The sequence below is a fragment of the Janthinobacterium sp. GW458P genome (assembly GCF_002127585.1).
In the GTDB taxonomy this organism is placed as follows: domain Bacteria; phylum Pseudomonadota; class Gammaproteobacteria; order Burkholderiales; family Burkholderiaceae_D; genus Janthinobacterium.
Genome location: NZ_NEGZ01000060.1, coordinates 1 through 23,430, shown reverse-complemented (window position 1 = coordinate 23,430; position 23,430 = coordinate 1). Strand labels below are relative to the sequence as shown.

Annotated in this window: 33 protein-coding genes and 1 tRNA gene; 19 read left to right on the top strand and 15 right to left on the bottom strand. The window is 61.8% G+C overall.

Going from position 1 to position 23,430, the window contains the following annotated elements:
- Nucleotides 1-17: 17 nt before the first annotated feature.
- From gspK to gpmA, 9 genes are all read right to left on the bottom strand, one after another.
- Nucleotides 18-977: a type II secretion system minor pseudopilin GspK gene (gene gspK, locus CBW50_RS24325; RefSeq protein WP_086147901.1), complete on the bottom strand. Its 960-nt coding sequence runs from the start codon at nt 975-977 to the stop codon at nt 18-20.
- Nucleotides 974-1,597, bottom strand: coding sequence for a type II secretion system protein J (locus CBW50_RS24320; RefSeq protein ID WP_086147900.1), 624 nt, complete (start codon nt 1,595-1,597; stop codon nt 974-976). The genes gspK and CBW50_RS24320 overlap by 4 nt, the downstream gene beginning before the upstream one ends.
- Nucleotides 1,597-1,980 carry a type II secretion system minor pseudopilin GspI gene (gene gspI / locus CBW50_RS24315; protein ID WP_086147899.1) on the bottom strand — a complete coding sequence of 128 codons (384 nt, stop codon included), beginning with the start codon at nt 1,978-1,980 and terminating at the stop codon, nt 1,597-1,599. The genes CBW50_RS24320 and gspI overlap by 1 nt, the downstream gene beginning before the upstream one ends.
- A complete protein-coding gene (gene gspH / locus CBW50_RS24310; protein WP_226936125.1) occupies nt 1,977-2,462 on the bottom strand; it encodes a type II secretion system minor pseudopilin GspH in 486 nt (161 codons plus the stop codon). The genes gspI and gspH overlap by 4 nt, the downstream gene beginning before the upstream one ends.
- A gap of 27 nt (nt 2,463-2,489) precedes the next feature.
- A complete protein-coding gene (gene gspG / locus CBW50_RS24305; protein WP_076565043.1) occupies nt 2,490-2,942 on the bottom strand; it encodes a type II secretion system major pseudopilin GspG in 453 nt (150 codons plus the stop codon).
- Between the two features lie 93 nt (nt 2,943-3,035).
- Complete coding sequence (locus tag CBW50_RS24300) at nt 3,036-3,797, bottom strand: molybdopterin-synthase adenylyltransferase MoeB (RefSeq protein WP_086147898.1); 762 nt, start codon at nt 3,795-3,797, stop codon at nt 3,036-3,038.
- An 8-nt stretch (nt 3,798-3,805) separates the two neighbouring features.
- Complete coding sequence (locus tag CBW50_RS24295; RefSeq protein WP_086147897.1) at nt 3,806-5,299, bottom strand: S41 family peptidase; 1,494 nt, start codon at nt 5,297-5,299, stop codon at nt 3,806-3,808.
- A 34-nt stretch (nt 5,300-5,333) separates the two neighbouring features.
- Nucleotides 5,334-6,785, bottom strand: a complete 1,452-nt coding sequence (locus tag CBW50_RS24290; RefSeq protein ID WP_086147896.1) for a murein hydrolase activator EnvC — start codon at nt 6,783-6,785, stop codon at nt 5,334-5,336.
- Nucleotides 6,786-6,861: 76 nt separating this feature from the next.
- Nucleotides 6,862-7,608, bottom strand: coding sequence for a 2,3-diphosphoglycerate-dependent phosphoglycerate mutase (gpmA, locus tag CBW50_RS24285; protein ID WP_076565037.1), 747 nt, complete (start codon nt 7,606-7,608; stop codon nt 6,862-6,864).
- A 106-nt stretch (nt 7,609-7,714) separates the two neighbouring features.
- On the opposite strand from gpmA, the gene CBW50_RS24280 reads away from it, so the two are divergent.
- The 5 genes from CBW50_RS24280 (at nt 7,715) to CBW50_RS24260 (ending at nt 10,716) form a co-directional block, all read left to right on the top strand.
- Nucleotides 7,715-8,131, top strand: a complete 417-nt coding sequence (locus tag CBW50_RS24280) for a rhodanese-like domain-containing protein (RefSeq protein ID WP_086147895.1) — start codon at nt 7,715-7,717, stop codon at nt 8,129-8,131.
- Between the two features lie 27 nt (nt 8,132-8,158).
- A complete protein-coding gene (grxC, locus tag CBW50_RS24275) occupies nt 8,159-8,425 on the top strand; it encodes a glutaredoxin 3 (protein ID WP_086147894.1) in 267 nt (88 codons plus the stop codon).
- 159 nt (nt 8,426-8,584) lie between these two features.
- Nucleotides 8,585-9,061, top strand: coding sequence for a protein-export chaperone SecB (gene secB, locus CBW50_RS24270; protein ID WP_086139933.1), 477 nt, complete (start codon nt 8,585-8,587; stop codon nt 9,059-9,061).
- An 84-nt stretch (nt 9,062-9,145) separates the two neighbouring features.
- Nucleotides 9,146-9,607 carry an SH3 domain-containing protein gene (locus CBW50_RS24265; RefSeq protein WP_086147893.1) on the top strand — a complete coding sequence of 154 codons (462 nt, stop codon included), beginning with the start codon at nt 9,146-9,148 and terminating at the stop codon, nt 9,605-9,607.
- 68 nt (nt 9,608-9,675) lie between these two features.
- Entirely contained in the window at nt 9,676-10,716 is a 1,041-nt protein-coding gene (locus CBW50_RS24260; RefSeq protein ID WP_086147892.1) for an NAD(P)H-dependent glycerol-3-phosphate dehydrogenase, read from the top strand.
- A 16-nt stretch (nt 10,717-10,732) separates the two neighbouring features.
- Here the strand turns inward: CBW50_RS24260 and CBW50_RS24255 are convergent, their stop codons facing one another.
- The 4 genes from CBW50_RS24255 to mscL are packed head-to-tail and all read right to left on the bottom strand — an operon-like array spanning nt 10,733 to nt 13,458.
- Nucleotides 10,733-11,077, bottom strand: a complete 345-nt coding sequence (locus tag CBW50_RS24255) for a cupin domain-containing protein (RefSeq protein WP_226936127.1) — start codon at nt 11,075-11,077, stop codon at nt 10,733-10,735.
- A gap of 15 nt (nt 11,078-11,092) precedes the next feature.
- Nucleotides 11,093-11,785, bottom strand: coding sequence for a DUF2461 domain-containing protein (locus CBW50_RS24250; RefSeq protein ID WP_086147891.1), 693 nt, complete (start codon nt 11,783-11,785; stop codon nt 11,093-11,095).
- 21 nt (nt 11,786-11,806) lie between these two features.
- Nucleotides 11,807-12,967 carry a Do family serine endopeptidase gene (locus tag CBW50_RS24245; RefSeq protein WP_172404873.1) on the bottom strand — a complete coding sequence of 387 codons (1,161 nt, stop codon included), beginning with the start codon at nt 12,965-12,967 and terminating at the stop codon, nt 11,807-11,809.
- A 41-nt stretch (nt 12,968-13,008) separates the two neighbouring features.
- Complete coding sequence (mscL, locus tag CBW50_RS24240) at nt 13,009-13,458, bottom strand: large conductance mechanosensitive channel protein MscL (protein WP_086147890.1); 450 nt, start codon at nt 13,456-13,458, stop codon at nt 13,009-13,011.
- A 412-nt stretch (nt 13,459-13,870) separates the two neighbouring features.
- Here mscL and petA point away from each other — a divergent pair, with 412 nt between their 5' ends.
- The 12 genes from petA (at nt 13,871) to CBW50_RS24185 (ending at nt 20,893) form a co-directional block, all read left to right on the top strand.
- Nucleotides 13,871-14,479 carry a ubiquinol-cytochrome c reductase iron-sulfur subunit gene (petA, locus tag CBW50_RS24235; RefSeq protein WP_086147889.1) on the top strand — a complete coding sequence of 203 codons (609 nt, stop codon included), beginning with the start codon at nt 13,871-13,873 and terminating at the stop codon, nt 14,477-14,479.
- A 2-nt stretch (nt 14,480-14,481) separates the two neighbouring features.
- On the top strand, nt 14,482-15,894 hold the full coding sequence (locus tag CBW50_RS24230; RefSeq protein WP_086147909.1) for a cytochrome bc complex cytochrome b subunit: 1,413 nt from the start codon (nt 14,482-14,484) through the stop codon (nt 15,892-15,894).
- A gap of 32 nt (nt 15,895-15,926) precedes the next feature.
- Entirely contained in the window at nt 15,927-16,691 is a 765-nt protein-coding gene (locus CBW50_RS24225) for a cytochrome c1 (protein WP_086147888.1), read from the top strand.
- A 120-nt stretch (nt 16,692-16,811) separates the two neighbouring features.
- Nucleotides 16,812-17,423, top strand: coding sequence for a glutathione S-transferase N-terminal domain-containing protein (locus CBW50_RS24220; protein WP_010394154.1), 612 nt, complete (start codon nt 16,812-16,814; stop codon nt 17,421-17,423).
- 210 nt (nt 17,424-17,633) lie between these two features.
- Complete coding sequence (locus CBW50_RS24215; protein ID WP_086147887.1) at nt 17,634-18,146, top strand: ClpXP protease specificity-enhancing factor; 513 nt, start codon at nt 17,634-17,636, stop codon at nt 18,144-18,146.
- A gap of 26 nt (nt 18,147-18,172) precedes the next feature.
- Nucleotides 18,173-18,248, top strand: a tRNA-Thr gene (locus CBW50_RS24210).
- Between the two features lie 143 nt (nt 18,249-18,391).
- Nucleotides 18,392-18,850, top strand: coding sequence for a DUF4123 domain-containing protein (locus tag CBW50_RS30375; protein ID WP_367301834.1), 459 nt, complete (start codon nt 18,392-18,394; stop codon nt 18,848-18,850).
- A complete protein-coding gene (locus tag CBW50_RS30085; RefSeq protein WP_264296498.1) occupies nt 18,760-18,969 on the top strand; it encodes a DUF4123 domain-containing protein in 210 nt (69 codons plus the stop codon). Before CBW50_RS30375 ends, CBW50_RS30085 begins: the two co-directional genes overlap by 91 nt.
- 14 nt (nt 18,970-18,983) lie before the next feature.
- Nucleotides 18,984-19,223 (top strand): hypothetical protein, encoded by a 240-nt coding sequence (locus CBW50_RS24200; RefSeq protein WP_226936129.1) that lies wholly within the window; start codon nt 18,984-18,986, stop codon nt 19,221-19,223.
- A gap of 190 nt (nt 19,224-19,413) precedes the next feature.
- A complete protein-coding gene (locus CBW50_RS24195) occupies nt 19,414-19,809 on the top strand; it encodes a Tox-REase-5 domain-containing protein (protein ID WP_086147886.1) in 396 nt (131 codons plus the stop codon).
- A gap of 19 nt (nt 19,810-19,828) precedes the next feature.
- A complete protein-coding gene (locus CBW50_RS24190) occupies nt 19,829-20,545 on the top strand; it encodes an immunity 52 family protein (RefSeq protein ID WP_226936131.1) in 717 nt (238 codons plus the stop codon).
- Nucleotides 20,546-20,686: 141 nt separating this feature from the next.
- The gene (locus CBW50_RS24185; RefSeq protein WP_034753599.1) at nt 20,687-20,893 is read left to right on the top strand and encodes a dodecin; all 207 of its coding nucleotides are present in this window, start codon (nt 20,687-20,689) and stop codon (nt 20,891-20,893) included.
- Nucleotides 20,894-20,908: 15 nt separating this feature from the next.
- Here the strand turns inward: CBW50_RS24185 and CBW50_RS24180 are convergent, their stop codons facing one another.
- Entirely contained in the window at nt 20,909-21,220 is a 312-nt protein-coding gene (locus tag CBW50_RS24180; RefSeq protein ID WP_086147884.1) for a hypothetical protein, read from the bottom strand.
- Between the two features lie 160 nt (nt 21,221-21,380).
- Here CBW50_RS24180 and CBW50_RS24175 point away from each other — a divergent pair, with 160 nt between their 5' ends.
- Together CBW50_RS24175 and CBW50_RS24170 are read left to right on the top strand one after the other, a co-directional pair.
- The gene (locus tag CBW50_RS24175; protein WP_086147883.1) at nt 21,381-21,755 is read left to right on the top strand and encodes a hypothetical protein; all 375 of its coding nucleotides are present in this window, start codon (nt 21,381-21,383) and stop codon (nt 21,753-21,755) included.
- 222 nt (nt 21,756-21,977) lie between these two features.
- Nucleotides 21,978-22,970, top strand: coding sequence for an EDSAP-1 family PEP-CTERM protein (locus CBW50_RS24170; RefSeq protein WP_139842619.1), 993 nt, complete (start codon nt 21,978-21,980; stop codon nt 22,968-22,970).
- Between the two features lie 72 nt (nt 22,971-23,042).
- Here the strand turns inward: CBW50_RS24170 and CBW50_RS24165 are convergent.
- On the bottom strand, nt 23,043-23,430 hold a 388-nt coding region (locus tag CBW50_RS24165), incomplete at its 5' end, for a LytR C-terminal domain-containing protein (RefSeq protein ID WP_139842618.1).

Sequence of the window (23,430 nt, the reverse complement as noted above, 5' to 3'; positions counted from 1 at the left end):
GTGACTCGCTTTCAGGGTTAATTTTCCCGCAGCCAGACCAGGCTGGTGGTGCGTTGCGGATCCGTTTTTCGATTGACGAGCGCCACGGCATCGAGGGCGGCGCGGTCCAGCCGCACGCGGATAACGGTCAGAAAATACCGGCTCTTCACATCAAGCTCCACGCCTTCGATAATATTATTCTTTAAGTTTGCCAAATCGACAAATTTTTTGCGCGGATTGCTCAGGGTCAGGGCGCTGGCCTCGGACAAGGACATCGTCGTCACGGCCGCCAGCACCTCGGCCGGGGCCGTATTCACGTTGACCGGCGTGAGCTCCGGCAGGACGATGACGAAGTCGCGCAGCTGCTCGATCATCTGCGGCGTGTAGCCGGGCACGGCCAGCAAATCCTCGATCTGGGTGAAGGCCACCGGCTCGCTGCCGCCGCCCGCGGAGCTGGCGGCCGGGGCCTTGCCATCGCTGCCGCTGCTCACCGCGCGCGGTTTCGGCTTTGCCCGCAGCACGGCGTCGGCCGTGGCCTGCGCCAGGCCGCTGTCGAGCCGCAGGTTCGACAGCAAACGCTGGTAGGCCAGCACCTGCTGCGGATTGATGGGGCCCGTGGCGTCCACCAGGTTGGTAATATTGAAACGCGCCTGCGCGTCGAGGGCGCGGCCCGAGACGGTGGCGTCGAATTTTTCCGTGTCGACCTTTTCACGGTCGACGTAGTCATCGAGCCGCGCTTCCTCGATGGGCGTGGCCCACACGCCGTCGAGCGCCGTCAGCGAGGGATTGTCCTGGCGCAACCAGAAGCGGGCGAAATCGACCATGCCGCGCATGGCCCACTGCGTCTGCAGGCGCAGGCGCTGGTTTTCCATCGAGCGCACCTGCACCTGCTGCTGCCAGAACAGGCTGGCGACGACGGTGATGGCCAGCGCCGTCAGCAGCAAGGCCGTGATGACGGCCACGCCGCGCTGGCGCGCAGGGAGCGAAAAGCGCCTCATCCCGGCCCCAGCAAGAAGACTTTGGACAGGCCTGCGTCCTGGCCCGGCATCTGCAAGGTCACTTCCAGGCCCGGCACCTGGGTCGAGATGGTGGCGCCGGCCGTCAGCACGTTCCAGGCGCCGTTGCTCCAGCCGCGCATGACCATGCTGTCCACGCCGCGCATCAGGGCCACGTCGGCGCTGGAGGTATCGGTATCGTCGCGCGCCGCCTGCCACAGGGTGTCGAGCACGGCCAGGTCGCGCGTGCCGTTCGACTCGCGCCGCGTCAGCACGCCGCCACGCAGGCGGTAAGTGACCACTTGCAACTGCTGCGGCTCCTGCTCCGATGCGGCCAGGCGCACCAGGGTCAGGCGGTCATTCTCGGCCGTCAGGTTGACGCGGCCGTTGAGCAGCGTGTTTTTCAGCCCGGCGCCGGCCAGGTGGTCGCAATCGCTCTGCATCTGGGCAAACGCCAGCTGCATGCCGCGCGCCTGCTCCAGCTGGCTCGTCAGCACCTCGCGCGAACGCACGATGCTGTCCAGGCCGCGCCAGCCCAGCACGGCGACCATGGCCAGGATGCCGATCGCCACGAGCAGCTCGATCAGGGTGAAGCCGGCGGCGGAGAACGTGCGGCGCGCCATCAGTCGTTAAAGGAAAGCAAGACCAGGCGCACGATGCGCCGGGCCGGATATTGCACGTCGTACACGTTCACGCGCACTTGGCGGATGCGGGGATTCGGCGTGGCCACCACTTCCTCCTCGCAGATGAGTTTTAAATCGCCCTGCGGGCAGTCGACCGTGCGCTTGCCCGTCTGCGGAAACGTTTTCGCCAGGCGCAGGCGCACCAGGTGGTTTTCCGCCGACCAGGTGGCCATCATGGCGCTGCGCAAGCCGTTGCTGTTCTGCGTCAGGCTGCCCACGGCGCGCAGCGAGGCGCCCAGCGCCGTGCCGACGATGACGAGGGCGACCAGGACTTCCAGCAAAGTGAAGCCGCGCTGGCGAGGTTGTCGGGTAAAGGCCATCATTGTTCGACCGTGAAGTGGCCGATGCCGTCGGCGCGGATGGCCACGCTGCGCTCGCCGCTGGCCAGGGTCAGCACGAATGGCTTGTCGACCGGTTCGCGGCCGAAGATGATGCGCAGCGGCTGGGCCACGCTGTTCGACGGCTGCACGCTGAGCAGCATGGGCGTGTTGCTGAAGCTGCGTTCGCGCAGCAAATCGTCCTGCGTCACGGGCTGCCACAGCTTTTCATTAAGCACCAGGAAACGGTATTGATTTTCGTCCGCCTCGAACGCCACCTGGCGGCTGCGCACGATGGCTTCGTCGCGCGCCAGCTGCAGCAGCAGGGCGATGCGCTCGGCTTCCTTTTGCAAGGCTTGCTGGCCATTCGGCATGGCGTTGAGCGACACGAGCCCCAGGGTGACGCCGATGATGACCATCACCACCAGCAGCTCGATCAGCGTGAAGCCGCGGCTGCGGGAGGGACGCCCGTGTGTCATGGCGCGCATGAGCATGGCATGGAAAAGCGGAAGGGCTTACTGGTCCCAGGAGCCGATATCGGCATCGTCGCCGCTACCGCCGGGCTGGCCATCAGCGCCCAGCGAAATGATGTCGACTTCGCCTTTGATGCCCGGCGACAGGTACTGGTAAGGATTGCCCCAAGGATCTTTCGGCATCTTTTCCAGGTAGCCGCCCGCTTTCCAGCCATTCGCGGCCGGGCCCGTCGTCGGTTTTTCCACCAGGGCGCGCAAGCCCTGCTCGGTGGTCGGATAGCGCTGGTTGTCCAGGCGGTACAGTTTCAGCGCTTGCATCACGGTGGCGATATCGACTTTCGCCGCCGCCACTTTCGACTCGCCCGTGCGGGCGATCAGCTTGGGCACCACCAGCGACGCGAGGATACCCATGATCACCACCACGACCATGATTTCGATCAAAGTGAAGCCGCGCGCGCGGCGCTGGCGTATCGGACGGTTTGCTGCGTTTTGCATAAGAAAGTGAGAAGAAGGTGAGTAATGAAGGCAGAGTATAAAGCGGAAATATGACAAAGCCTGTCATATAGGGAAAAATTTGTGCGGCAGCTGTCAGGCCGGCAAGACCACTACGCCGCAGACGGCGCAGCCGGGGTCGCGCGCCACGCGCATGCTGCTCCATTCCATGTGCAGCCCGTCGAGCAGCAGCAGGCGCCCGGCCAAGGATTCGCCCACGCCCATGATGAGTTTCAGGGCTTCGGCCGCCTGCATGGCGCCGACCACGCCCACCAGCGGCGCGAACACGCCCATGGTCGAGCACGCCTCGTCCGTGAACTGCTGTTCTTGAGGAAACAGGCAGGAATAACATGGCTGGGTGCCCGTGCGCGGGTCGAACACGCTCACCTGCCCGTCGAAGCGGATCACGGCGCCCGACACCAGCGGCACCTTGTGCGCCACGCAGGCGCGGTTGACGGCGTGGCGCGTGGCGAAGTTGTCGGTGCAGTCGAGCACCACCGTGGCTGACAAGACCAGTTCGGCCAGGCGCGCGCCGTCCAGGCGTTCCTGCAAGGCAATGATGTCGATTTCGGGATTGATGCCGGTCAAGGTTTCGCGCGCCGACAGCACTTTCGGCTGGCCCACGCGCTGCGTGGTGTGGGCGATCTGGCGCTGCAGATTGGTCAGATCGACCGTATCGTCATCGACCAGGGTCAGCCTGCCGACGCCGCTGGCGGCCAGGTACATGGCGGCCGGCGAACCGAGCCCGCCCGCGCCGATCACCAGCACGTGTGCGTCCAGCAGGGCTTGCTGGCCTTCGATGCCGATCTGGTCAAGCAGGATATGGCGCGAATAGCGCAGCAGTTGATGGTCGTTCATGGCGGCGACTACGGTTTTTGCACCGGAATCTTCTTGTCATCGGCCTTGATGTCGGAAGCAATTTCCGGCTTGGCGCCGATCTTCTCCGCCTTCGGGTCCACCTTGGCCAGCTGCACCGGCAAGCCCTGGAAATGGTTCAAGGCTTGTTGCAGCTGGAAATCGTCCTTGGCGCCGTATTCGAGCGGCTTGCGTTTTTTCGCCGTGGCGATCAGGCGCTGCTCCGCTTCCAGCTGCTCGTGCATGCCTTCCATCGTCGGCTTGGCCGCTTCCGGCTTGCCGTCGTCGCTGCTCAGGTGTTTTTCCAGGTCCGCCTCGCGCACGCGCAGGCTGTTCCAGCCGTCGCCCTCGGCCGTTTCATCGACCAGCAGGTCGGGCACGATGCCGCGCGCCTGGATGGCGCGGCCTTTCGGCGTGTAATAGCGGGCCGTCGTCAGCTTGACGGCCGTGTCGGCCGTGATCTGGCGCAAAGTTTGCACGGAACCCTTGCCGAAGGTTTGCGTGCCGATGACGGTGGCGCGCTGGTAATCCTGCAGGGCGCCGGCGACGATTTCCGAGGCGGAGGCGGAGCCGGCATTGACCAGCACCACGAGCGGCACGGTTTTCAGGGCGGCCGGCAGCTTGGCCAGCGGATCGGCCTTGGCGCCCGGCGGCGCATAGAATTCGCGGCGGCCATAGAACACCTGCTTCGACTCGGGCAGCTGGCCCTTGGTCGAGACGATGATGGAATTGCCTGGGAGAAATGCCGTCGCCACGCCAATGGCGCCCGGCACGACGCCACCGGGATCGTTGCGCAAGTCCAGCACCAGGCCCTTGAGCTTGGGGTCCTGCGCATACAGCGCGTTGATCTTTTTGACCATGTCATCGACGGTCGGTTCCTGGAACTGGGCGATGCGCAGCCAGGCATAGCCGGGCGCGACCATCTTGGCCTTGACGCTCTGCACGCGGATTTCCTCGCGCACGATGGGGAAGACCAGCGGGCGGCTTTCGCCCTTGCGCGACATGGTCAGCACCAGCTTGCTGCCGGGCTGGCCGCGCATCTTCTTGATGACTTCTTCCAGCTGCATGCCCTTGAGCGGCAGATTGTCGAGGCGGGTGATGAAGTCGCCGGCCTGGATGCCGGCCTTGGCGGCGGGGCTGTCCTCGATGGGCGAAACGACTTTCACGTAGCCGTCTTCCATGCTCACTTCGATGCCGATGCCGACAAACTTGCCCTGCACGCTTTCGCGCATTTCCTTGAAGGCATTTTTATCGAGGTAGACGGAATGCGGGTCCAGCGAGGACACCATGCCGGATATGGCTTCCGTCAACAGTTTCTTGTCTTCCACCTTCTCGACGTAATCAGACTTGATCAGGCCAAACACGTCCGACAACTGGCGCAGCTCGTCGAGCGGCAGCGGGGCATTCGTGATTTTCTGCGCCACGGCCGGGAACTGCAGCGACATGCCGATGCCGGCCAGGACGCCCAGACCGATCAGGCCGATACTTTTGACTTTGATGCCCATGAGTTCTTCACAATCTACAAATACGCTGGGGAACTTAAAACTTCACCCAGGTGGCTGGATCGAAGGCGCGGCCCTGATGACGCAGTTCAAAGTATAGCCCTGATTCCTCGTTACCGCCGCTGTTGCCCGCGCTGGCGATGGTTTCGCCGCCCTTGACGGCGTCGCCGACCCGTTTCAGCAAGGACTGGTTATTGCCATAAATACTCATGTACTGGCCGCCATGGTCGACGATGATCAGGTTGCCGAAGCCGCGCAGCCAGTCGGAAAACACCACGCGGCCGCCGGCGATGGCGTGAATGTCGCTGCCTTCGCCCGTGCGGATGAACACGCCCTTCCAGCTGGGGCCGTCACCGCGCTTGCTGCCGAAGCGGGCGGCGATCTTGCCCGCCACGGGCGCGCGCAGCTGCCCTTTCAGGCTGGCAAAGGCGCCGGCCGGCGCGGCCGGGCCCAGGCTCGGACGTTCCGGCTCCGGTTCCGGCTTGGGTTCGGGCTTGGGCGCCACCTTGGCCACCTGCGGCGGCTCGTCGTCATCGATCGGTTCCAGTTTCACGGGCGGCACCGGCGTCTGCGGCTTGATCTTGCCCGATTTATTCTGTTGCTCTTTGGCAATGCGTTCGCGTTCGGCCTGGGCCTTGGCGCGCGCCGCCAGCAGGCGTTCGCGCTTGTCCGCGGCGGCCTTGGCGTCGGCGGCCGCTTTCGCGGCGGCGCGCTGCTCGGCCAGCAACTGCTGGCGTTTCTTTTCGGCCGCGGCGGCGGCGGCCTGTTCCTCGATCAGTTTGGCCAGCTTGTCGACCAGGTTGCCCATGCGCTGTTCGTCGCGCTCGACATTGCCCGCTTCCTTGCGCTGCGCCACCAGGCGCTGCGACAACGTCGTCAGCAGGGCGGCGCGGCGCGCCTTTTCCTGCACCAGCAGGGCTTTCTGGTCGCGCTCCTCCTGCGCGATTTCTTCCAGCTCATCCTTGGCGTTCTGCACGTCCGCCTGGTTCTTTTCCACTGCCAGCAAGTTGGCGCGCAAGGCGGCAAGCAGGCGCGCCTGCGCCTGCGACACATAGGCCATCAATTGCAGGTCGCGGTTGATGCGGTTCGGATTGTCGCCCGACAAGAGCAACTTGATGCGGTCTTCATTGCCGGCAACATATTGCTCACGCAGCAACTTTGACAGCTGTGCCTTCTGCTTGTCGACCGTGGCCGTCAGCTGCTGGTGCTCCTGCCCCAGCGCCGTCAGCTTGACGCCCGTCTCGTTCTGCTCCTGCGCCAGGTCGCGCAGGGCGCGGTTGGCGTTGGAAATGGCCTCTTCCGACTCGGCCAGGGTATCGGCCGCGTCGTCCTTGGCGCTTTCCGTGCGGCTGATGTCGCGCTTGAGCGCCGTCAGCTTTTGTTGCAATCCGGCACGTTGCGCTTCCGCGGCCGCCTTCTGCTTGCTGCGTTCGGTGGGTTTGGCGCCCTGGGCAAGGCCGCTGGACAACAGCAACGCCGCGCACAGCATGGCGCCGGCGCGCCACGCCGGCAGGGGTCGTTCAGCAGAGGGGGCGATGACTGTGCCGCGGAAGAAAGACAACAAGTTACTTGGCCTTCCCTTGGTTCGCCACGGCCGCTTGCGCTGCCGCAATTGCTGCCGGGTCGCCCAGGTAGTAGTGGCGGATCGGTTTCAGGTCGGCATCCAGTTCATACACGAGCGGCTGGCCGTTCGGGATGTTCAGACCGACGATATCGCTGTCGCTGATGCCGTCAAGCATCTTGATCAGGGCGCGCAGGCTGTTGCCGTGGGCCGAGATGATGATTTTCTTGCCGGCGCGGATGGCCGGGGCGATTTCCTCGTCCCAGGCCGGCATCACGCGCGCCACGGTGTCCTTCAGGCATTCCGTCAGCGGAATCGAGGCTTTCGGCAAGCCGGCGTAGCGCGGATCGTTGTACGAAGCGCGGTCGTCGTTCGCTTCCAGCGGCGGCGGCGGCGTGTCGTAGCTGCGGCGCCACACCAATACTTGCTCGTCGCCATACTTGGCGGCCGTCTCGCCCTTGTCCAGGCCTTGCAGGGCGCCGTAGTGGCGCTCGTTCAGGCGCCAGTCGTTCTTGATCGGCAGATACATCATGTCCATCTCGTCAAGCGCCAGCCACAGGGTGCGAATGGCGCGCTTCAGGACGGAAGTGTAGGCCACGTCGAACGTAAAACCTTCCTGCTTGAGGATCTGGCCGGCGGCCCTGGCTTCATTGACGCCCTTTTCCGTCAGATCGACGTCGGTCCAGCCGGTGAAGCGGTTATCGAGGTTCCAGGTGGACTCGCCGTGACGCATGAAAACGATTTTGTACATAGTTCTATCTTCTCAAGGGGTTCAAATCAAAAAAGCAAAACGTAAAAAGACCTCGTCCAGCTTCTATTTTATAATGCGCGGATTGACTTAAACCATTGGACCCTACGTGAAATTCATTATCGACCACATTTTTCTGTTTGCCATCGTCATTATTTCCGGCGGCGCCCTCCTCTGGCCACTGCTGTCGATGCGCGGCAAGCGCGCGACCGTGCTGGAAGTCACGCAACTGATCAACCGTGGCAAGAGCACCATCGTCGACGTGCGTAGCCCGGAAGAATTCGCCAAGGGCCATTTGCCTGACGCCAAAAATATTCCGCTGCCGGAACTGGCAAAACGCATGGGCGAGCTGGAAAAATTCAAAACGCGCACCATTGTAGTGGTTTGCCAGAAAGGTTCGCGCTCGGCAACGGCCGTCGGCCTGCTGGCCAACGCAGGTTTCGCTGAAGCAACCAGCCTGGAAGGCGGCATCGACGAGTGGAACAAGCAGGGCTTGCCCCTGAAAACGCTGTCGCTGGCCAAGTAAGCGCCTGACCCATTTTAAGGAAAAATCATGACTGTCCCCGTAATTGTGTATAGCACCGCCGTGTGCCCGTATTGCGTGCGCGCCGAGCGCCTGCTGGAAGCGAAGGGCGTCGCCGTGCAAAAGATCCGCGTCGACCTCGACCCGGAAGAACGCGTCAAGATGATGGAGCGCACGGGCCGCCGCACGGTGCCGCAAATTTATGTGGGCGACACCCACGTGGGCGGTTTCGACGATTTGTATGCGCTCGATCAAGCCGGCAAGCTCGACCCCTTGTTAAATGGCACGGCAGCCTGATATAAAGCGGGTTCGAGAAATTGCTTGGTTTTTTGTCGTATTGTTTTGATACAATTGCCTCGCACCTGATCTGGCCGCGCCTATCCGGCGCGGTTTGAATACCGCAAGCACCATATTTGAACGGTGTGCCGTTCTTGTCCCTTACAACGAAAGCGTTCCATGTCTGACGAAAACCTGCAACCAGTCTTCCAAATCCAACGCGTCTACCTGAAAGACATGTCGCTGGAACAACCAAATTCCCCGGCTATTTTCCTGGAACAAGAAGCGCCAGCCATCGAAGTCGCTCTGGACGTGGGCGCAGCGCCTCTGGCCGACGGCATCTTTGAAGCCACCGTGACCATCACCGTCACCGCCAAAGTGGGCGACAAAGTCGCTTTCCTGGTGGAAGGCAAGCAAGCCGGTATCTTCGAAGCACGCAACATTCCTGCCGATCAGCTCGATCCGCTGCTGGGAATCGGCTGCCCGAACATCATCTACCCTTACCTGCGCGCCAACATCGCCGACGTGATCACCCGTGCCGGCTTCCCGCCAGTGCACCTGGCCGAGATCAACTTCGAAGTGTTCTACCAACAACGTCTGCAAGCCATCGCCGACGCTGCCGCCGCTGCTCCAGCCGGCGACGCGACGACGCACTAAGCTGCAGGCAAGACCCCGCCGGCCGTCAAGGCTGGCCTGACACGGCGGCCTGGCCGCCGTGTTTCGTTAAGGTTCAAAAATATCATGTTGAAAAGTCCGCTCTTGAGCAAGTTACGCTGGATGACAGGCGCCGTGCTGCTGCTGGCGACCGCCGCCAGCCACGCCGTCGATTTCAAGACGGTGGGCGCGGCGCCCGCCATTCTGTATGACGCGCCGTCCAGCAAGGGCGGCAAGCTATACGTGGCGCCACGCGGCATGCCGCTGGAAGTCGTGCTCAGCTACGGCGAATGGGTCAAGGTGCGTGACGCCAGCGGCGAAATGGCCTGGACGGAAGCCAAGGGCCTGTCCGCCAAGCGCAATGTCGTCGCGCGCGCCGCCAACCTCAAGGTGCGCGCCAGCCCCGACGACAACGCCTCGCCCATCATCCTCGTCGACAAGGGCGTGCTGCTGGAATTGAGCGAACAGCCGAACTCCGGCTGGGTCAAGGTCCGCCACAAGGATGGCCAGGCCGGCTACGTCAAGACCAGCGAAGTGTGGGGCCTGTAGGCGCCGCCCTGCGCACCGGGCCCGCTGCCCGGGCGCCGTCCCCGTTTCTTCCGCTCCACTGAGGTCGCATGCAAGTTTCTCCAGATACATCTCCCGCCGCGCGGGCCCTGCCCCGCAAGATCACCATCCTGGGCGCCGGCGCCTGGGGCACGGCCGTCGCCATGGCGCTGGCCGCGCGCCACGACGTGCTGCTGTGGGGCCGCAACGCGGACGCCATGGCCGCCATGGCCGCCAGCGGCGAAAACAGTTATTTGCCGGGTTTTGCCCTGCCGCCGCAACTGCGCCTCAGCGCCGACTTCGACGCCGCCGTGGCGCATGCCAGCGGCGAACACGCGCTGCTGATCGCCGCCTGCCCCGTGGCGGGCCTGCGGCCCATGCTGCAGCAGCTGAAAGACCAGGCCATCCCCAACCTGGTGTGGCTGTGCAAGGGCTTTGAAGGCGGCACTGGCCTGCTGCCGCACCAGATCGTGCAGGAAGTGCTGGGCGACACGGTCGCCGGCGGCGCCCTGTCCGGCCCCTCGTTCGCGCAGGAAGTGGCGCGCGGCTTGCCGTGCGCGCTGACCATCGCCTCGCACAGCGCGCCTTTGCGCGCCGCCGTTGTCTCGGCATTGCATGGCGGCCATTTCCGCGTGTATGCGAGCGACGACCTGGTGGGCGTGGAAGTGGGCGGCGCCGTCAAGAACGTGCTGGCCATTGCCACCGGCGTGGCCGACGGCCTGGGCCTGGGCTTGAACGCGCGCGCCGCGCTGATCACGCGGGGCCTGGCGGAAATCACGCGCCTGGGCACGGCCCTCGGCGGCCAGACGGAAACGTTCATGGGCTTGACGGGCATGGGCGACTTGATACTCACCTGCACGGGCGACCTGTCGCGCAACCGCCGCGTCGGCCTGGGCCTGGCGCAAGGCAAGGCGCTGGCCGCCATCGTGGCCGAACTCGGTCACGTGGCCGAAGGCGTGCCCTGCGCCAAGGCCGTGCGCGAACTGGCGCGCCGCATGGGCGTCGAGATGCCGATCACCAATGCCGTCGCCGGCGTGCTGTTCGACGGCGACTTGCCGCAAGTCATGGTGCAGCAGCTGCTGGCACGCGATCCGCGCGCCGAGGCGGCCTGACGCGGCCAAGGGCGGGTTAGCGGCCCGCCTTGGCCATCAATATCGTCAGCAGCACCAGGCTGTCTTCGCGCGCGGCCAGCGCATGGGCCTGGCCGCCGTGCAGGTACAGCATCTGCCCCGGCCCCAGCACATGCTCCCCGCCATGCGCTTCCACCGCCACCCGGCCTTCCAGGCACAGCAGGGTAATTTCACCGAGGACATGATGCTCGGGCATGGTCTTGCCCTTGGGCATGCACATGCGGATCAATTCCAGTTCGTCCGTCCTGGCCAGCGCAATCGCGGAAAACTGCGACAGGTCGTCGCCCTGCCCGCGCCGCACGTCGATCACCTGCCCTGAACTTGCGTGCTGCAGTGCCATCATGTGCTCCTTTAGCAATTACTCGCCGTCTTCTTCCGGCTCCTTCGCGCCGCGCATCCACTCGACCAGCGGCCACGCATCGTGCAAGCCTTCCGCCAGGGTCGACAGCAGTTTTTCCGGCGCGTTGACGGGCAGCGGCACTTCGGTCCAGACAAAAAAGCTTTTCAGCTTGATGAATTCGATATGTTCGGCATCCGCCTCGAAACCCTTGGGCGGGCGCTGCAACTTGCCTTCGTTCTGGATGGTGCCATAGCGGGCCTTCAAGCGCTTATTTTTCAGCACTTTGGAAAAGCCCGGCGCATCGTTGACCATATGCTCGCGCAGCGCCTTCAGGCGGCCTGGCGGCGGCATGTATTCGCCGGCGCCGAACAGCAGATTGCCCTGGCCATCGATCTGCAGATAATACGTGGGGCCGCCCGCCTTGCTGGGACGGCGCATGTCGTTCGGCGCAATGGCGGCGGAAAAACGTGTTTTATATGGGCTCTTGTCGTGCGCAAAACGCACGTCGCGGTTGATGCGGAACAAGGCCTTCTTCGGATTGCAGTACTTCACGGCCGGGTCGAACTTGCCCAGTTCAGCAATGAGCGACGTCACCAGCGCGAGAAATTCCTCGCGCAGGATGTCGTAGCGGGGCTTGTTCATGACAAACCAGGGACGGTTGTTGTTCTCGCTCAGTTCACGTAAAAATTGGGTCAAATCACGCACATGCATGTGTCAGCTTCCGATCAGCAACTATTTGGAAAGCTCTTTCGGGATGGGGCGCTTGCCCACCACCACGTCGAGCGCCGCTTCGCGATTCTTGCGCAGCACCGTCATTCTAGCTTTTCCGCCGGGCGGCAGTTGGGCGATCAGGTTGAGCATTTCCGTCGTGTCGCCGACGGGCTTGCCTTCCACCGTCAAGAGGATGTCGCCGGGCACGATGCCCGCCTTGTCGGCCGGGCCGTTGCGCACCACGCCGGCGATCATGGCGCCGCTCGAGCGCTGCAGGCTGAAGCTGTCGGCCAGTTCCGGCGTGATGTCCTGCGTTTCCACGCCGATCCAGCCGCGCACCACGTGGCCATCCTTGATGATGGCTTCCATCACGGTTTTCGCCGTCGAGACGGGAATGGCGAAGCCGATGCCGACGGAGCCGCCGCTTTGCGAGTAGATCGCCGTATTGATGCCGATCAAATTGCCGCGCGTATCGACGAGGGCGCCGCCCGAATTGCCGAAATTGATGGCCGCGTCCGTCTGGATGAAATTTTCAAAGCTGTTGATGTGCAGGTTGTTGCGGCCCAAGGCGGAGATGATGCCCATGGTCACCGTCTGGCCCACGCCGAAAGGATTGCCGATGGCCAGCACCACGTCGCCCACGCGCGCCTGTTCCGACTGGCCCAGCACGATGGCGGGCAATTTGTCGAGCTTGATCTTGATCACGGCCAGGTCCGTCTCCGGGTCCAGGCCGACGATCCTGGCCGGCGCCTTGCGGCCATCGGTGAGCACGACTTCGATCTCGTCGGCCCCTTCGACGACGTGGTTGTTGGTCAGCACATAGCCTTCGTGGCTGACGATGACGCCCGAGCCGAGGCTGTTGCGCAAATCCTCGTCGTCGTCGGGGCCGGGATCGCGGTCGCCGAAGAAACGCTTGAAAAAGGGATCGCGCGCCAGCGGATGGGTGCCGCGCTTGGGCATCTGCAGGGTGAGGATGTTGACGACGGCAGGCATGGCGCGCGCCGCCGCGTCGCGGTAGGAACCGGGCGCCAGGCTGCTCGACGCCGTTTCCACCACGGGCACCGGCTTGGCGGGAGAACCCAGCTGCTGCACCCGGCTGGCGGGGCGCAGCGCGCCGTACACAAAGTACAGCGCCAGCGCGATGGTCACGGTTTGCGCAAACAACAACCAGAATCGTCGCATGGGGTTCTCTGTCCAGGTCAGCCGGCCGGTGCCGGAACGGCTTATTTTGCCAGATCGCCGCCCTGGCGTGCGTTCTTCTGCAGGGAGTCGCGGATTTCACGCAGCAGCACGATGTCTTCCGGCGTGGCAGGCGCCGGCGCCGGCGCGGCCGGTTCGCTGCGGCGGGCCTTGTTCATCAGGCGCACCATCTGGAAGATGATGAAGGCAAGAATGATGAAGTTGAGCAAAATGGTCAAAAAATTACCATATGCCAACACGGCACCCGCCTTTTTCGCTTCCACCAAAGTCATGGTGGTGGCTTGCCCGTTCAGGGGCAGGTAGTAATTGGCGAAATCGAGGCCGCCGAAAATGCGGCCGATGGGCGGCATGATGACGTCTTGCACGAGGGAATCCACAATCTTGCCGAAGGCGCCACCGATAATGACACCAACCGCCAGATCGACGACGTTGCCCTTCATTGCAAATTCTTTAAATTCTTGCATCATTGCCATGAATTTCTCCTTCGGATAGGTATAAAAAACATGCCGATCATACTATTGATTCCCAGTGCCACCAACTTGTGGTTGTCGGCGCGACCAATTCGGGCACAGTACGACGCATCTAGTTCGAAAGAACTAGCCACCTCCTGCAAAAGTATATAAATTATGGTACAAGCAACGTTTTTGTTTTATTCGTTGTTTGCTTCACTTATAATTTGCGGTTGCCAGAAGTGGCTTTTTCACTTCCGGATAATCAACAAGAAACTGGCACGGGCTGCGCCATAGTCCGAAGTTCCGCAGGGATGTTGCCACTTTACCGTACAAAGATGCGGGTTGCGGCAAACGATGGAAAGAGCTTCGGCGACGGATTTTTCGCGGCTGCCACTCATAATAAAGATTCGCATTTTGACTGATTGGGGTTTGCATGAGTAACGAAAAGCAGGTCGATTCAGGCCGTCGCGGCTTGCTCGTCGCCACGTGCGCGGCGGGCAGTGTAGTTGGATTGGCAACCGCGGGAGCCTTGGTAAGCACCTTCCAGCCGTCGGAGCGCGCGAAAGCGGCTGGCGCGCCGGTCGAAGTAGACATCACCACCTTGCAACCCGGCGAAATGCGCACCGTCGAATGGCGCGGCAAGCCGGTCTGGATCCTGAAGCGCACGCCGGAAATGGTCGCCTCGCTCAAGAAAACCGACGGCAAGGTCGCCGATGCCGAGTCCAAACGCAATCCCGCCGAGTTCACGCCCGAATACTGCATGAACGAATGGCGCTCCATCAAGCCCGAGATTCTCGTCGCCGTCGGCATCTGCACCCACCTCGGCTGCTCCCCTTCCTCGAAATTTACCCCTGGTCCACAACCGTCCCTGCCCGATGACTGGGAAGGCGGTTTCCTGTGTCCTTGCCACGGCTCCACGTTCGACATGGCCGGCCGCGTGTTCAAGAACAAGCCGGCGCCGGACAACCTGCAAGTGCCGCGCCACATGTACGTGAGCGACACCAAACTGGTCATTGGTAAAGACGAGAAAGGCGAGGCTTGATCATGGCAGCGTTCAAAGAAACCAAATTTCCCGCCGACGCCCCCGTCGCCGAAAAAGCCCTGGGCTGGGTGGATGACCGCTTCCCCCTGACCAAGCTGTGGAACGATCAATGGGGCAAGTACTACGCTCCGAAAAACTTCAACTTCTGGTACATCTTCGGCTCGCTGGCCATGCTGGTGCTGGTGCTGCAGATCGTCACCGGCATCTTCCTGACCATGCACTACAAGCCGGATGCGGCCCTGGCCTTCAATTCCGTCGAGTACATCATGCGCGAAGTGCCGTGGGGCTGGCTGGTGCGCTACATGCACTCGACGGGCGCCTCGGCCTTCTTCATCATCGTCTATCTGCACATGACGCGCGGCCTGCTGTACGGCTCCTACCGCAAGCCACGTGAACTGATCTGGCTGTTCGGTTTCGCCATCTTCCTGTGCCTGATGGCCGAAGCGTTCTTCGGCTACCTGCTGCCATGGGGCCAGATGTCGTACTGGGGCGCGCAAGTGATCGTCAACCTGTTCGGCGCCATCCCCTTCATCGGCCCGGACCTGTCGCTGTGGATCCGCGGCGACTACGTCGTTTCCGACGCCACCCTGAACCGCTTCTTCGCCTTCCACGTGATCGCCATCCCGCTGGTACTGCTGGGCTTGGTTGCAGCGCACCTGATCGCCCTGCATGAAGTGGGTTCGAGCAACCCGGACGGCATCGAAGTGAAGGAAAACCTGGGCGCCGACGGCCACCCGGTCGATTCGATTCCTTCGCATCCTTACTACACCGTGCACGACCTGTTCGGCGTCTCGATCTTCCTCGTCATTTTCAGCGCCGTCGTCTTCTTCGCGCCGGAAATGGGCGGTTATTTCCTGGAATACAACAATTTCCTGCCAGGCGATTCCCTGAAGACCCCGCTGCACATCGCGCCAACCTGGTACTTCACGCCGTTCTACTCGGTGCTGCGCGCCACCACGGCCGACTTCATGTACGTGCTGATGGGCGCCGTGGCGGCCTACGTGGTGTTCATCTGGCTCAAGTCGCGCCTGTCGACGACCGTCAAGTCGGCCATCGCCGGCATCGCCCTGGTCGCCATCGTCGGCATGCTGCCGCAGGTGCTCGATGCGAAATTCTGGGGCGTCGTGTTCTTCGGCGGTTCCGTCGTGATCCTGGCCTTCCTGCCATGGCTCGACCATTCGCCCGTGAAATCGATACGCTACCGTCCGACCTGGCACAAATTTGTGTACGCCATCTTCGGCCTGTCGTTCCTGATCCTCGGCTACCTCGGTACCCAGCCGCCAACGGACTTCAGAACCATCGTGTCGCAAGTATGCACCCTGATTTACTTCAGCTTCTTCCTGTTGATGCCATGGTGGAGTGCAATGGGCAAGTTCAAGACCGTGCCGTCGCGTGTGACGTTTCACCCGCACTAAGCCGCTCTCACGCCACGCTCAAAGGACCTTACATGAAATTTTCAAAAAAACTGCTCGCCATCCTGGCCTTCGTGCCCGCCATGGCTCTCGCCAGCGAAGGCACCTTTCCGCTGGACAAGGCGCCTGACCGCCAGACCAACATGGCAGCGCTGCAACATGGCGCCAAATTGTTCGTCAATTATTGCTTGAATTGCCACGCCGCCGTGTCGATGCGCTACAACCGCCTGAAAGACCTGGGCTTGTCGGAAGACCAGATCAAGAAAAATCTGCTGTTCTCCGGCGATAAAGTGGGCGACCTGATGACGACTTCCCTGGCGCCGCAGGACGCCAAGGCCTTCTTCGGCGTCGTACCGCCCGATTTGTCGGTAATTTCGCGCGCAAAATCATCTTCCGCTGGCACAGGCGGCGACTACCTGTATACTTACCTGCGTACGTTCTATAAAGACGACACTCGTCCGACCGGCTGGAACAATATGGTCGTGCCGAATGTTGCCATGCCGCATGTGTTATGGGAATTGCAAGGTATCCAGACTGCCAAGTTCGTGGAAGAGAATGATCCGCACGAAGCGGGCAAGAAAATCCACAAATTTGTCGGCTTCGAGCAAGTCAAGCCAGGCACGCTGAACAAGATCGAGTATGACAATGCGGTAGCCGACCTGGTCGGTTACATGGAGTGGATGGCCGAACCGGCACAACAGACACGCAAGCGCCTGGGCGTTTGGGTGCTGCTGTTCCTGTCGGTATTTGCTCTGCTGGCATGGCGCCTTAACGCGTCGTTCTGGAAGGAAGTCAAATAAGTGAGGCGCCGGCCATAGGCCGGTTTATGCCTGTTTCTGCGTTGTCCGCATGAGTGGACAAGCGACCTGGGGTGAGCCGTTCGCGGCTTCACCCCCTTTGTTTCTAAGGAACTATAAAAAATGATGGTTCTCTATTCGGGTACAACCTGCCCATTTTCGCAACGCTGCCGCCTGGTCCTGTTTGAAAAAGGCATGGACTTCGAAGTGCGCGACGTCGACCTGTTCAACAAGCCGGAAGACATTTCGACCATGAATCCGTATGGCCAGGTGCCTATCCTGGTCGAGCGCGAACTGATCCTGTATGAATCGAACATCATCAACGAGTACATCGATGAGCGCTTCCCGCATCCGCAGCTGATGCCGGCCGATCCGCTGATGCGTGCCCGCGCGCGCCTGATGCTGTTCAATTTCGAAAAAGAACTGTTCGTGCACGTGCACGTGCTGGAAAGCGAACGCGCCAAGAGCAACGACAAGGCCCACGACAAGGCACGCGCGGAAATCCGCGACCGCCTGACGACCCTGGCGCCGCTGTTCCTGAAAAACAAGTACATGCTGGGCGACGAATTCTCGATGCTCGACGTGGCTGTCGCGCCGCTGCTGTGGCGCCTGGACCACTACGGCATCGAACTGTCGAAGACGGCTGCACCGCTGATGAAATACGCCGAACGCATCTTCTCGCGTCCTGCCTACATCGAAGCGCTGACGCCATCCGAAAAAGTCATGCGCCGCTAAAAGATATCCCCATAAAGCTGCTGCGCAGCCCGCTCTCGACCTGGCGTTACTCGCCGTACTGAAGTACGGCTGCGTTACTCAAGCCGGTATCGGGCTCGCTCGCGACGCTTTCTGGGGCATCTTGGATTCTTTCCAGTTGCTCTGTTTCATTGAACTACCGGTGCGCCCGCCATTTGTTGCCGGCGGCGCTCCCGCCTCACAGTGCCTACCATGTCTGAAATCTCAACCAAACCTTATATGCTGCGCGCCATCTACGAGTGGTGCACCGACAGCGGCTACACGCCCTATCTCGCGGTCAAAGTCGATTCGCGCACCACGGTACCGATGGAATACGTGAAAAAGGGCGAAATCGTGCTCAACATCAGCTTCGGCGCCACCAGCGGCCTGAAGATGGACAACGACGCCATCCGCTTCCACGCCCGCTTTGGCGGCGTCTCGCGCGAAATCTACGTGCCGGTCGACAACGTGATGGCCATCTACGCCAATGAAAACGGCCAGGGCATGGCCTTCGAGCCCGTGCTCGGCAACGATGATCCCGACGCGCAACCGACGGACAGCCCCGCCTCCGCCGACGTTCCGCCGCCCGTGCTCGCCCCCGCCAGCAGCGCTCCGACCCTGTCGTCCGTGCCGGCCAGCTCCCCCGAACAACGCGACAACGCCACGCCCGGCGACGACGAGCCACCAAAAAAAGGCGGCCGCCCGACCCTGACACGCATTAAATAGCGTATAATTCGCAACGCGCAGTTTTTGCCGACTTAGCTCATTTGGTAGAGCAGTTGATTTGTAATCATCAGGTGGCCAGTTCGAAACCGGCAGTCGGCACCAAGAATATTCAGTAAAATCAAAGGGTTATAGATATCTTATCTATAGCCCTTTGCCGTTTCTGGGATATTTGCTGCATTTTTGCTGCAATCATGCCCCTCCGGCAAAGCTATACCCCTGCTCCAACCTCAACATAGGAGCAAGGCATGGCAAGTATTCTGAACCGCGGCCCCCATCAATGGCAAGTCACCATTCGTCGGAAGGGCTATCCGGGAGTAACAATGTTGCTCGACATCACAGAACGCCTGAATCAACTTCAGCAACATCATTCGGCGCTGTGCCTGTACGCACTGGTCGACGGTGTTCAATATGAGACACACCGCCAAGCACGCCTGATGCAGGATGCGAGGCGCCATTCGCTGTTCACCGGCACACCCGATGCTGCGCTCGCGCATGCGGGCCCGTGGTTGGTCGACGTGGCGAGATCGGGCCTTCCTTTGTTGAGGATCTGGCCGCACTGGAGCACGAGGCGCCTTCTGTTACCTGGCTGTTCGCCGTACAGGACCTCGGTGGCCTGGCGCAACTGCTGCAACTACACCTGGAAACACGGCTACCGGACGGCCGCGCAACGCTGCTGCGCTTTTGGGATCCGCGCGTGTTGGTGAAGCTAGCACAAATACTTGAGCCGGCACAGCGGGAGGCGATGTTTGGTCATATTCACGAATGGCACTTGCTGCTCGACGGCAAGCGGGCAATCATAGGGAGGCGCGATGCTGACGTTTAGCGAGGAGCAATGGCATGCCGTCCAGACGGGCGACCGTGATCGAGCGCATGCTGGCGGCGTACACCTACGCCATTCGAATCGGTTTCAGGTCCACGCCGCATATCGTACATCTGATGTACCTGTCAGCCGACGCGCCTGGGATCCATGACGACCCGCTGCTCGATACTTACCTGCGCAAGCCCGGCGCCACGCCGGAGCAGCGGTTCGACGAACTGATCGCGGTAATGGATAAAAAACTGGAAGGGGAGCAATAATGCCCGCGCTACCGATATTGGTGATACCAGCAGTCGTGGAGAAAATTTTGCTAGCCTTGGGTGTCGCCGCCGCAGCAGCCGTGATCACGGACGAGGCATTGCGCAAACGCAAAAAAGAGGCAGAAGAGGCAAAAGACGCCCGCGTCACCCCCCTCGCGCGTGCCGAGACGCGAAGCGATACCAAAGAAAGATGTCGGTGCCCGCCAGACAAGGGTACGCTTATGGCTGTTCCACACAGCATGTCGCCCGCGCGCGCGATTATCAAGCCCGTATCACCGGTTTTCTGATTGGCATGGAATGGGTGTTTGAAGGAAAGGACTTTGACGGCTTCCAATCCCGCCTGTGCTCGTTGCAGGAAGCAAAAGCGGATTATGACCAGTTTTTTAAGTCAAACGGCGAATTCAAATACGATTTTCAGAAAAACATCTTCCAGAACATGGTATTGAAACAGGCCACCGCTCAGTCCAACATCGTCAAGGATAACCCGCCAGCCTCCCTGAAATGGTACTTGCAAACGCCACTCGCCTATGAACACATGCTGCCCAGTCTAAGTGCATTGGGCATTACCACTTATTACATTAAATAGTATTATGATAATAAAATCCTTGTTCAAACGCGATGCAGCGAACACATCCATTGCGTTTCGACCTACCGTCCAAAAAATCGCGACGATTGTCCGCTTCTTGCAAAAAACTGAGGCGTTTGGAAAGAATTGGTTTCTGTCGAAGGAGACAGAAGCAGAATCGTTTCTGTATCCGGTTTTCGATGCCTCGGGAGAACTCACCACAGCGGCCGAAGCCGTACTCGAGGCCGAGTTCAAGGGTGAGAGATTTCGATATCTCAGTGCCTGGAATGGCGAACTCGGAGACGGCGAGGGCGCGAGTATTGCGCTTGGGTTCAGCGACAGTGACTGGCCCGCTTGGTCGTTTAAGATCAGCTACAAAGGCGTCGGGGCGAAACGGCTCGGTATTGATGGCGTGAAAGAGCTACTGTCCATTATTGCGGGTTCCCTGCGGCCGGTATTGATCACAGTTGCACGTAACGATTATTTTGAAAAACAAGTCTTCAAGGACCGTCCAGGTGTTGGCTGGATGTTGTACCTGCCGCGCATACTCACGGTCCAACAGGTGCCCGAGGCACGTGCTTTAGTGCCCGTGATGGCGATGGACGAGCAAGGTAAAGACAGGCAGATCGGCACCATCATCGTCAGCGTCACCGACGAGCCGTTCTCTGATGAGAATCCCGAGCACGTCAAGATCGCCAATGCCATTGAAATACGCCTGGTCGATCAGGACTTGCTGCCTCGCTATGTCGATATTTGATGAAGGATAGCTCGTCCCGCTTGGCTTGCGCGACGCATTGCTGCACCGCGCAATGACTATCAGCACATTTAAGCGCAAGATGAGCACGTGCCTGCGCAAAGCAGGCTCCCGATGTCTGGCTTGCCTACCTGGGGAAACATCATGTCCGCACACACTTACAAATTGATCGAGCTGGTCGGAACGTCCACCGAGAGCAGCGATCAGGCGATACGCGATGCCATTGCCAAGGCGGCGCTGACGGTCAAGCACATGGACTGGTATGAAGTGACGGAATCGCGCGGCCATATCGTCGATGGCAAGGTGGCGCATTTCCAGGTCACGCTGAAGGTCGGCTTCCGGCTCGAATAGCGTACTGCGGCGCAGTCACCGCCGCCCGACCGTTCCCCGGCTCTCCAGCCACTCCCGCCCGCCGCTGTCGAGCGCGACTTGAATGACCTTTTCCGGCAAGCTGTAGACGGTCGCCCAGCTGGCGCGGCCGTCCTGCGTGTTGGCGGGAAAGCTGTGCGTTTCGATCGGCCAGTGGTATTTGCGTTTCAGCGCTTTCACGATGGCGGCCAGCGAGACGCGGCCTTGCAGCGGTTCGGCGCCGGACTGGTCGCGGTTCGACAGCAGCACGGCCAGGACCTGGCCGCGGCCCGTGCGCGCGCCGGGGAAGGTGGGGGTTTTGTTTGCCATCGCCTATTTTAACGGGCAATTGTCGGGCGAGAGGCGATGTGCCGCACCTTTGATCTGGCGCAAGCAGCGCAGCGGCGTTGCGGCCAGGATGGGCATTCGCCAGGCGTGCCGGCGCCCCTCCGGCAGCCTGGGCTTGATACCAGGGGCACAGGAGAACATCATGCACAGCCTGAACATCCAAGCCATGCAATGGCAGCCCGTTGCCGATATTTCCGCCGTCCAATCCCTGCAAGCCGATGACCTGGCCTGCTTCCGCGAGCTGCGCGACGTGCTGCTGCGCTATGGCGCGCTCGAACGCTTCGGCATTTCCCTGATCCACCGCCATTTCGATATCGACGACGACGAGGAATTGATGGAGTACACGGACGCGGCAGCCCGCACGCTGACCGTGAAACCTGTCAAGAAAAGCGACATCGACTGGAATCACACGACGATTACCAACTGGAAACTGACCGAAGACGAGGAAGTGGCGCGCATCGGCTGCGGCTGCGCGCGCAATTCGGGTGGCCACCTGGGCTACCATCGCGGCACCTGAGGCCGGCAAAGGCCGGCCGCAGCGCCCGGCAAGCGGCGTCGGCCTTTCTTACACTTACCCCCGTCCTGCTCAGTTCGTCTTTCGCAAGTGCTTGATTCGCTGTGATTTTTTTGTATGGCACGCAAGCTGCTTATCCCAGTCTACGAGATGAATCCAGGCAAGCTGTCCTGGATCGCTCCCCCGGATTTCACCCCCGACAATGACCACGATAATGAGGCCGCGATGAACGTCAATCACACACGAAGCAAGACCCTGGGCTGGCTGGGCGCACTGGCGGCGGCAAGCCTGCTGGCCAGCGGCCAGGCGCAGGCCGGGGCCTACGGCCTGGCCGTCAATGAATTGAACAATTTCCGCATCACCACCAGTGCCGGCGCGCTGTCGCTGGCCGGCGCCAACCGCAACGCCAGCGACAGCGCCTTTTTCCAGGGCGGTGCGGCCGTCAATCCGCGCGCCGTCAATACGGGCCCGGCCGCCAACGCCGACGTGCTGCAAGTGTGTTCGGGCGGCGGCTGCAACGGCTTGCCGCAAAACCATTACGCACCTAGCCCCAGTTCCACCCTGGAATTCGCGCGCGGCGATGCGCATGCCTTCGGCAACATGCTCACGGCCGCCGGCTCCACCGTGAGCGCCGTGGCGGAAGCACAGCGCAACACGGTCGGCGCGGCCACGGCCACGGCCGGCGACACGCTGACCGGCTCCGTCAACCTGACCCTGTCGAGCGCCGGCTTCATCACCTTCAGCTTCATGGGACGGCGCGACCTGCGCACCAGCGTGACGACCATGGGCGACAAGTCGAACGTGTCGATCATGGACATCTTCAATATCTCGTGCAATACCGCCAGCCCCGCCGGCTGCCTGTCGCATGCGAATGCCGACGGCGTGATCTTCCAGTTTGCCCCCGATGGCGACGCCAACAATGGCAGCGACGTGAACGGCAACCACGGGGTCGGCAGCCTCGACCCGTTCAGCCTGAACATGACGGCCGGCACCAACGATCCCGCCACCGGACGCACCTTCACGAACGGCTTCGCCATGTTTTCCCTGACGTCGAATTTCGCCCTGCCGGCCGGCAGCTACACGCTGAATTTTTCCAAGTCCACGCGCACCGACATCGTCGTCATCGACCCTGCCGTGGTGCCGGCGCCGGCCACCTTGCTGCTGCTGGGCACGGGACTGGCCGGTCTCGCCTTTGCGCGCCGCCGTCCGCGGCAATAGCCACCGGCACGGCGATACAAAAAACGCGGCGCCTTGGCGGGCGCCGCGTTTTTTTATGCCGGCAGATGCGTGTCAGCCGAGCCGCGCCAGCGCCTGGCGCGCCAGCTGCAGCTGCTGCAGATAATAGCGGTGCAGCGTGGCCGGGTCGCCGAGGTCGCGACCAAGGATCAGGCGCAGGTCGCTGGCAGGGCAATCGGCGGCCCGGGTCTGCACCTGCATGCCCAGCTGGCGGGCCAGCCGGCGCGCCGCCTGCTCCTGCGCGGGCCGGTATTCGACGCGCGTGCGCGCCACCTGGAAGCTGGTTTCATTGGCCAGGCGCACCACCTGCACGGACCCGCCGGCCAGGCTGCGCGCCAGCGCGGCGGCCAGGCCGGGCACGCCGTTGCCATTCAAAATTTCCAGGCGCGGACGCGGCGCGCCAGCCATCGCCAGGGGCCGCTCGGGCGCGGCGACGGGCAAG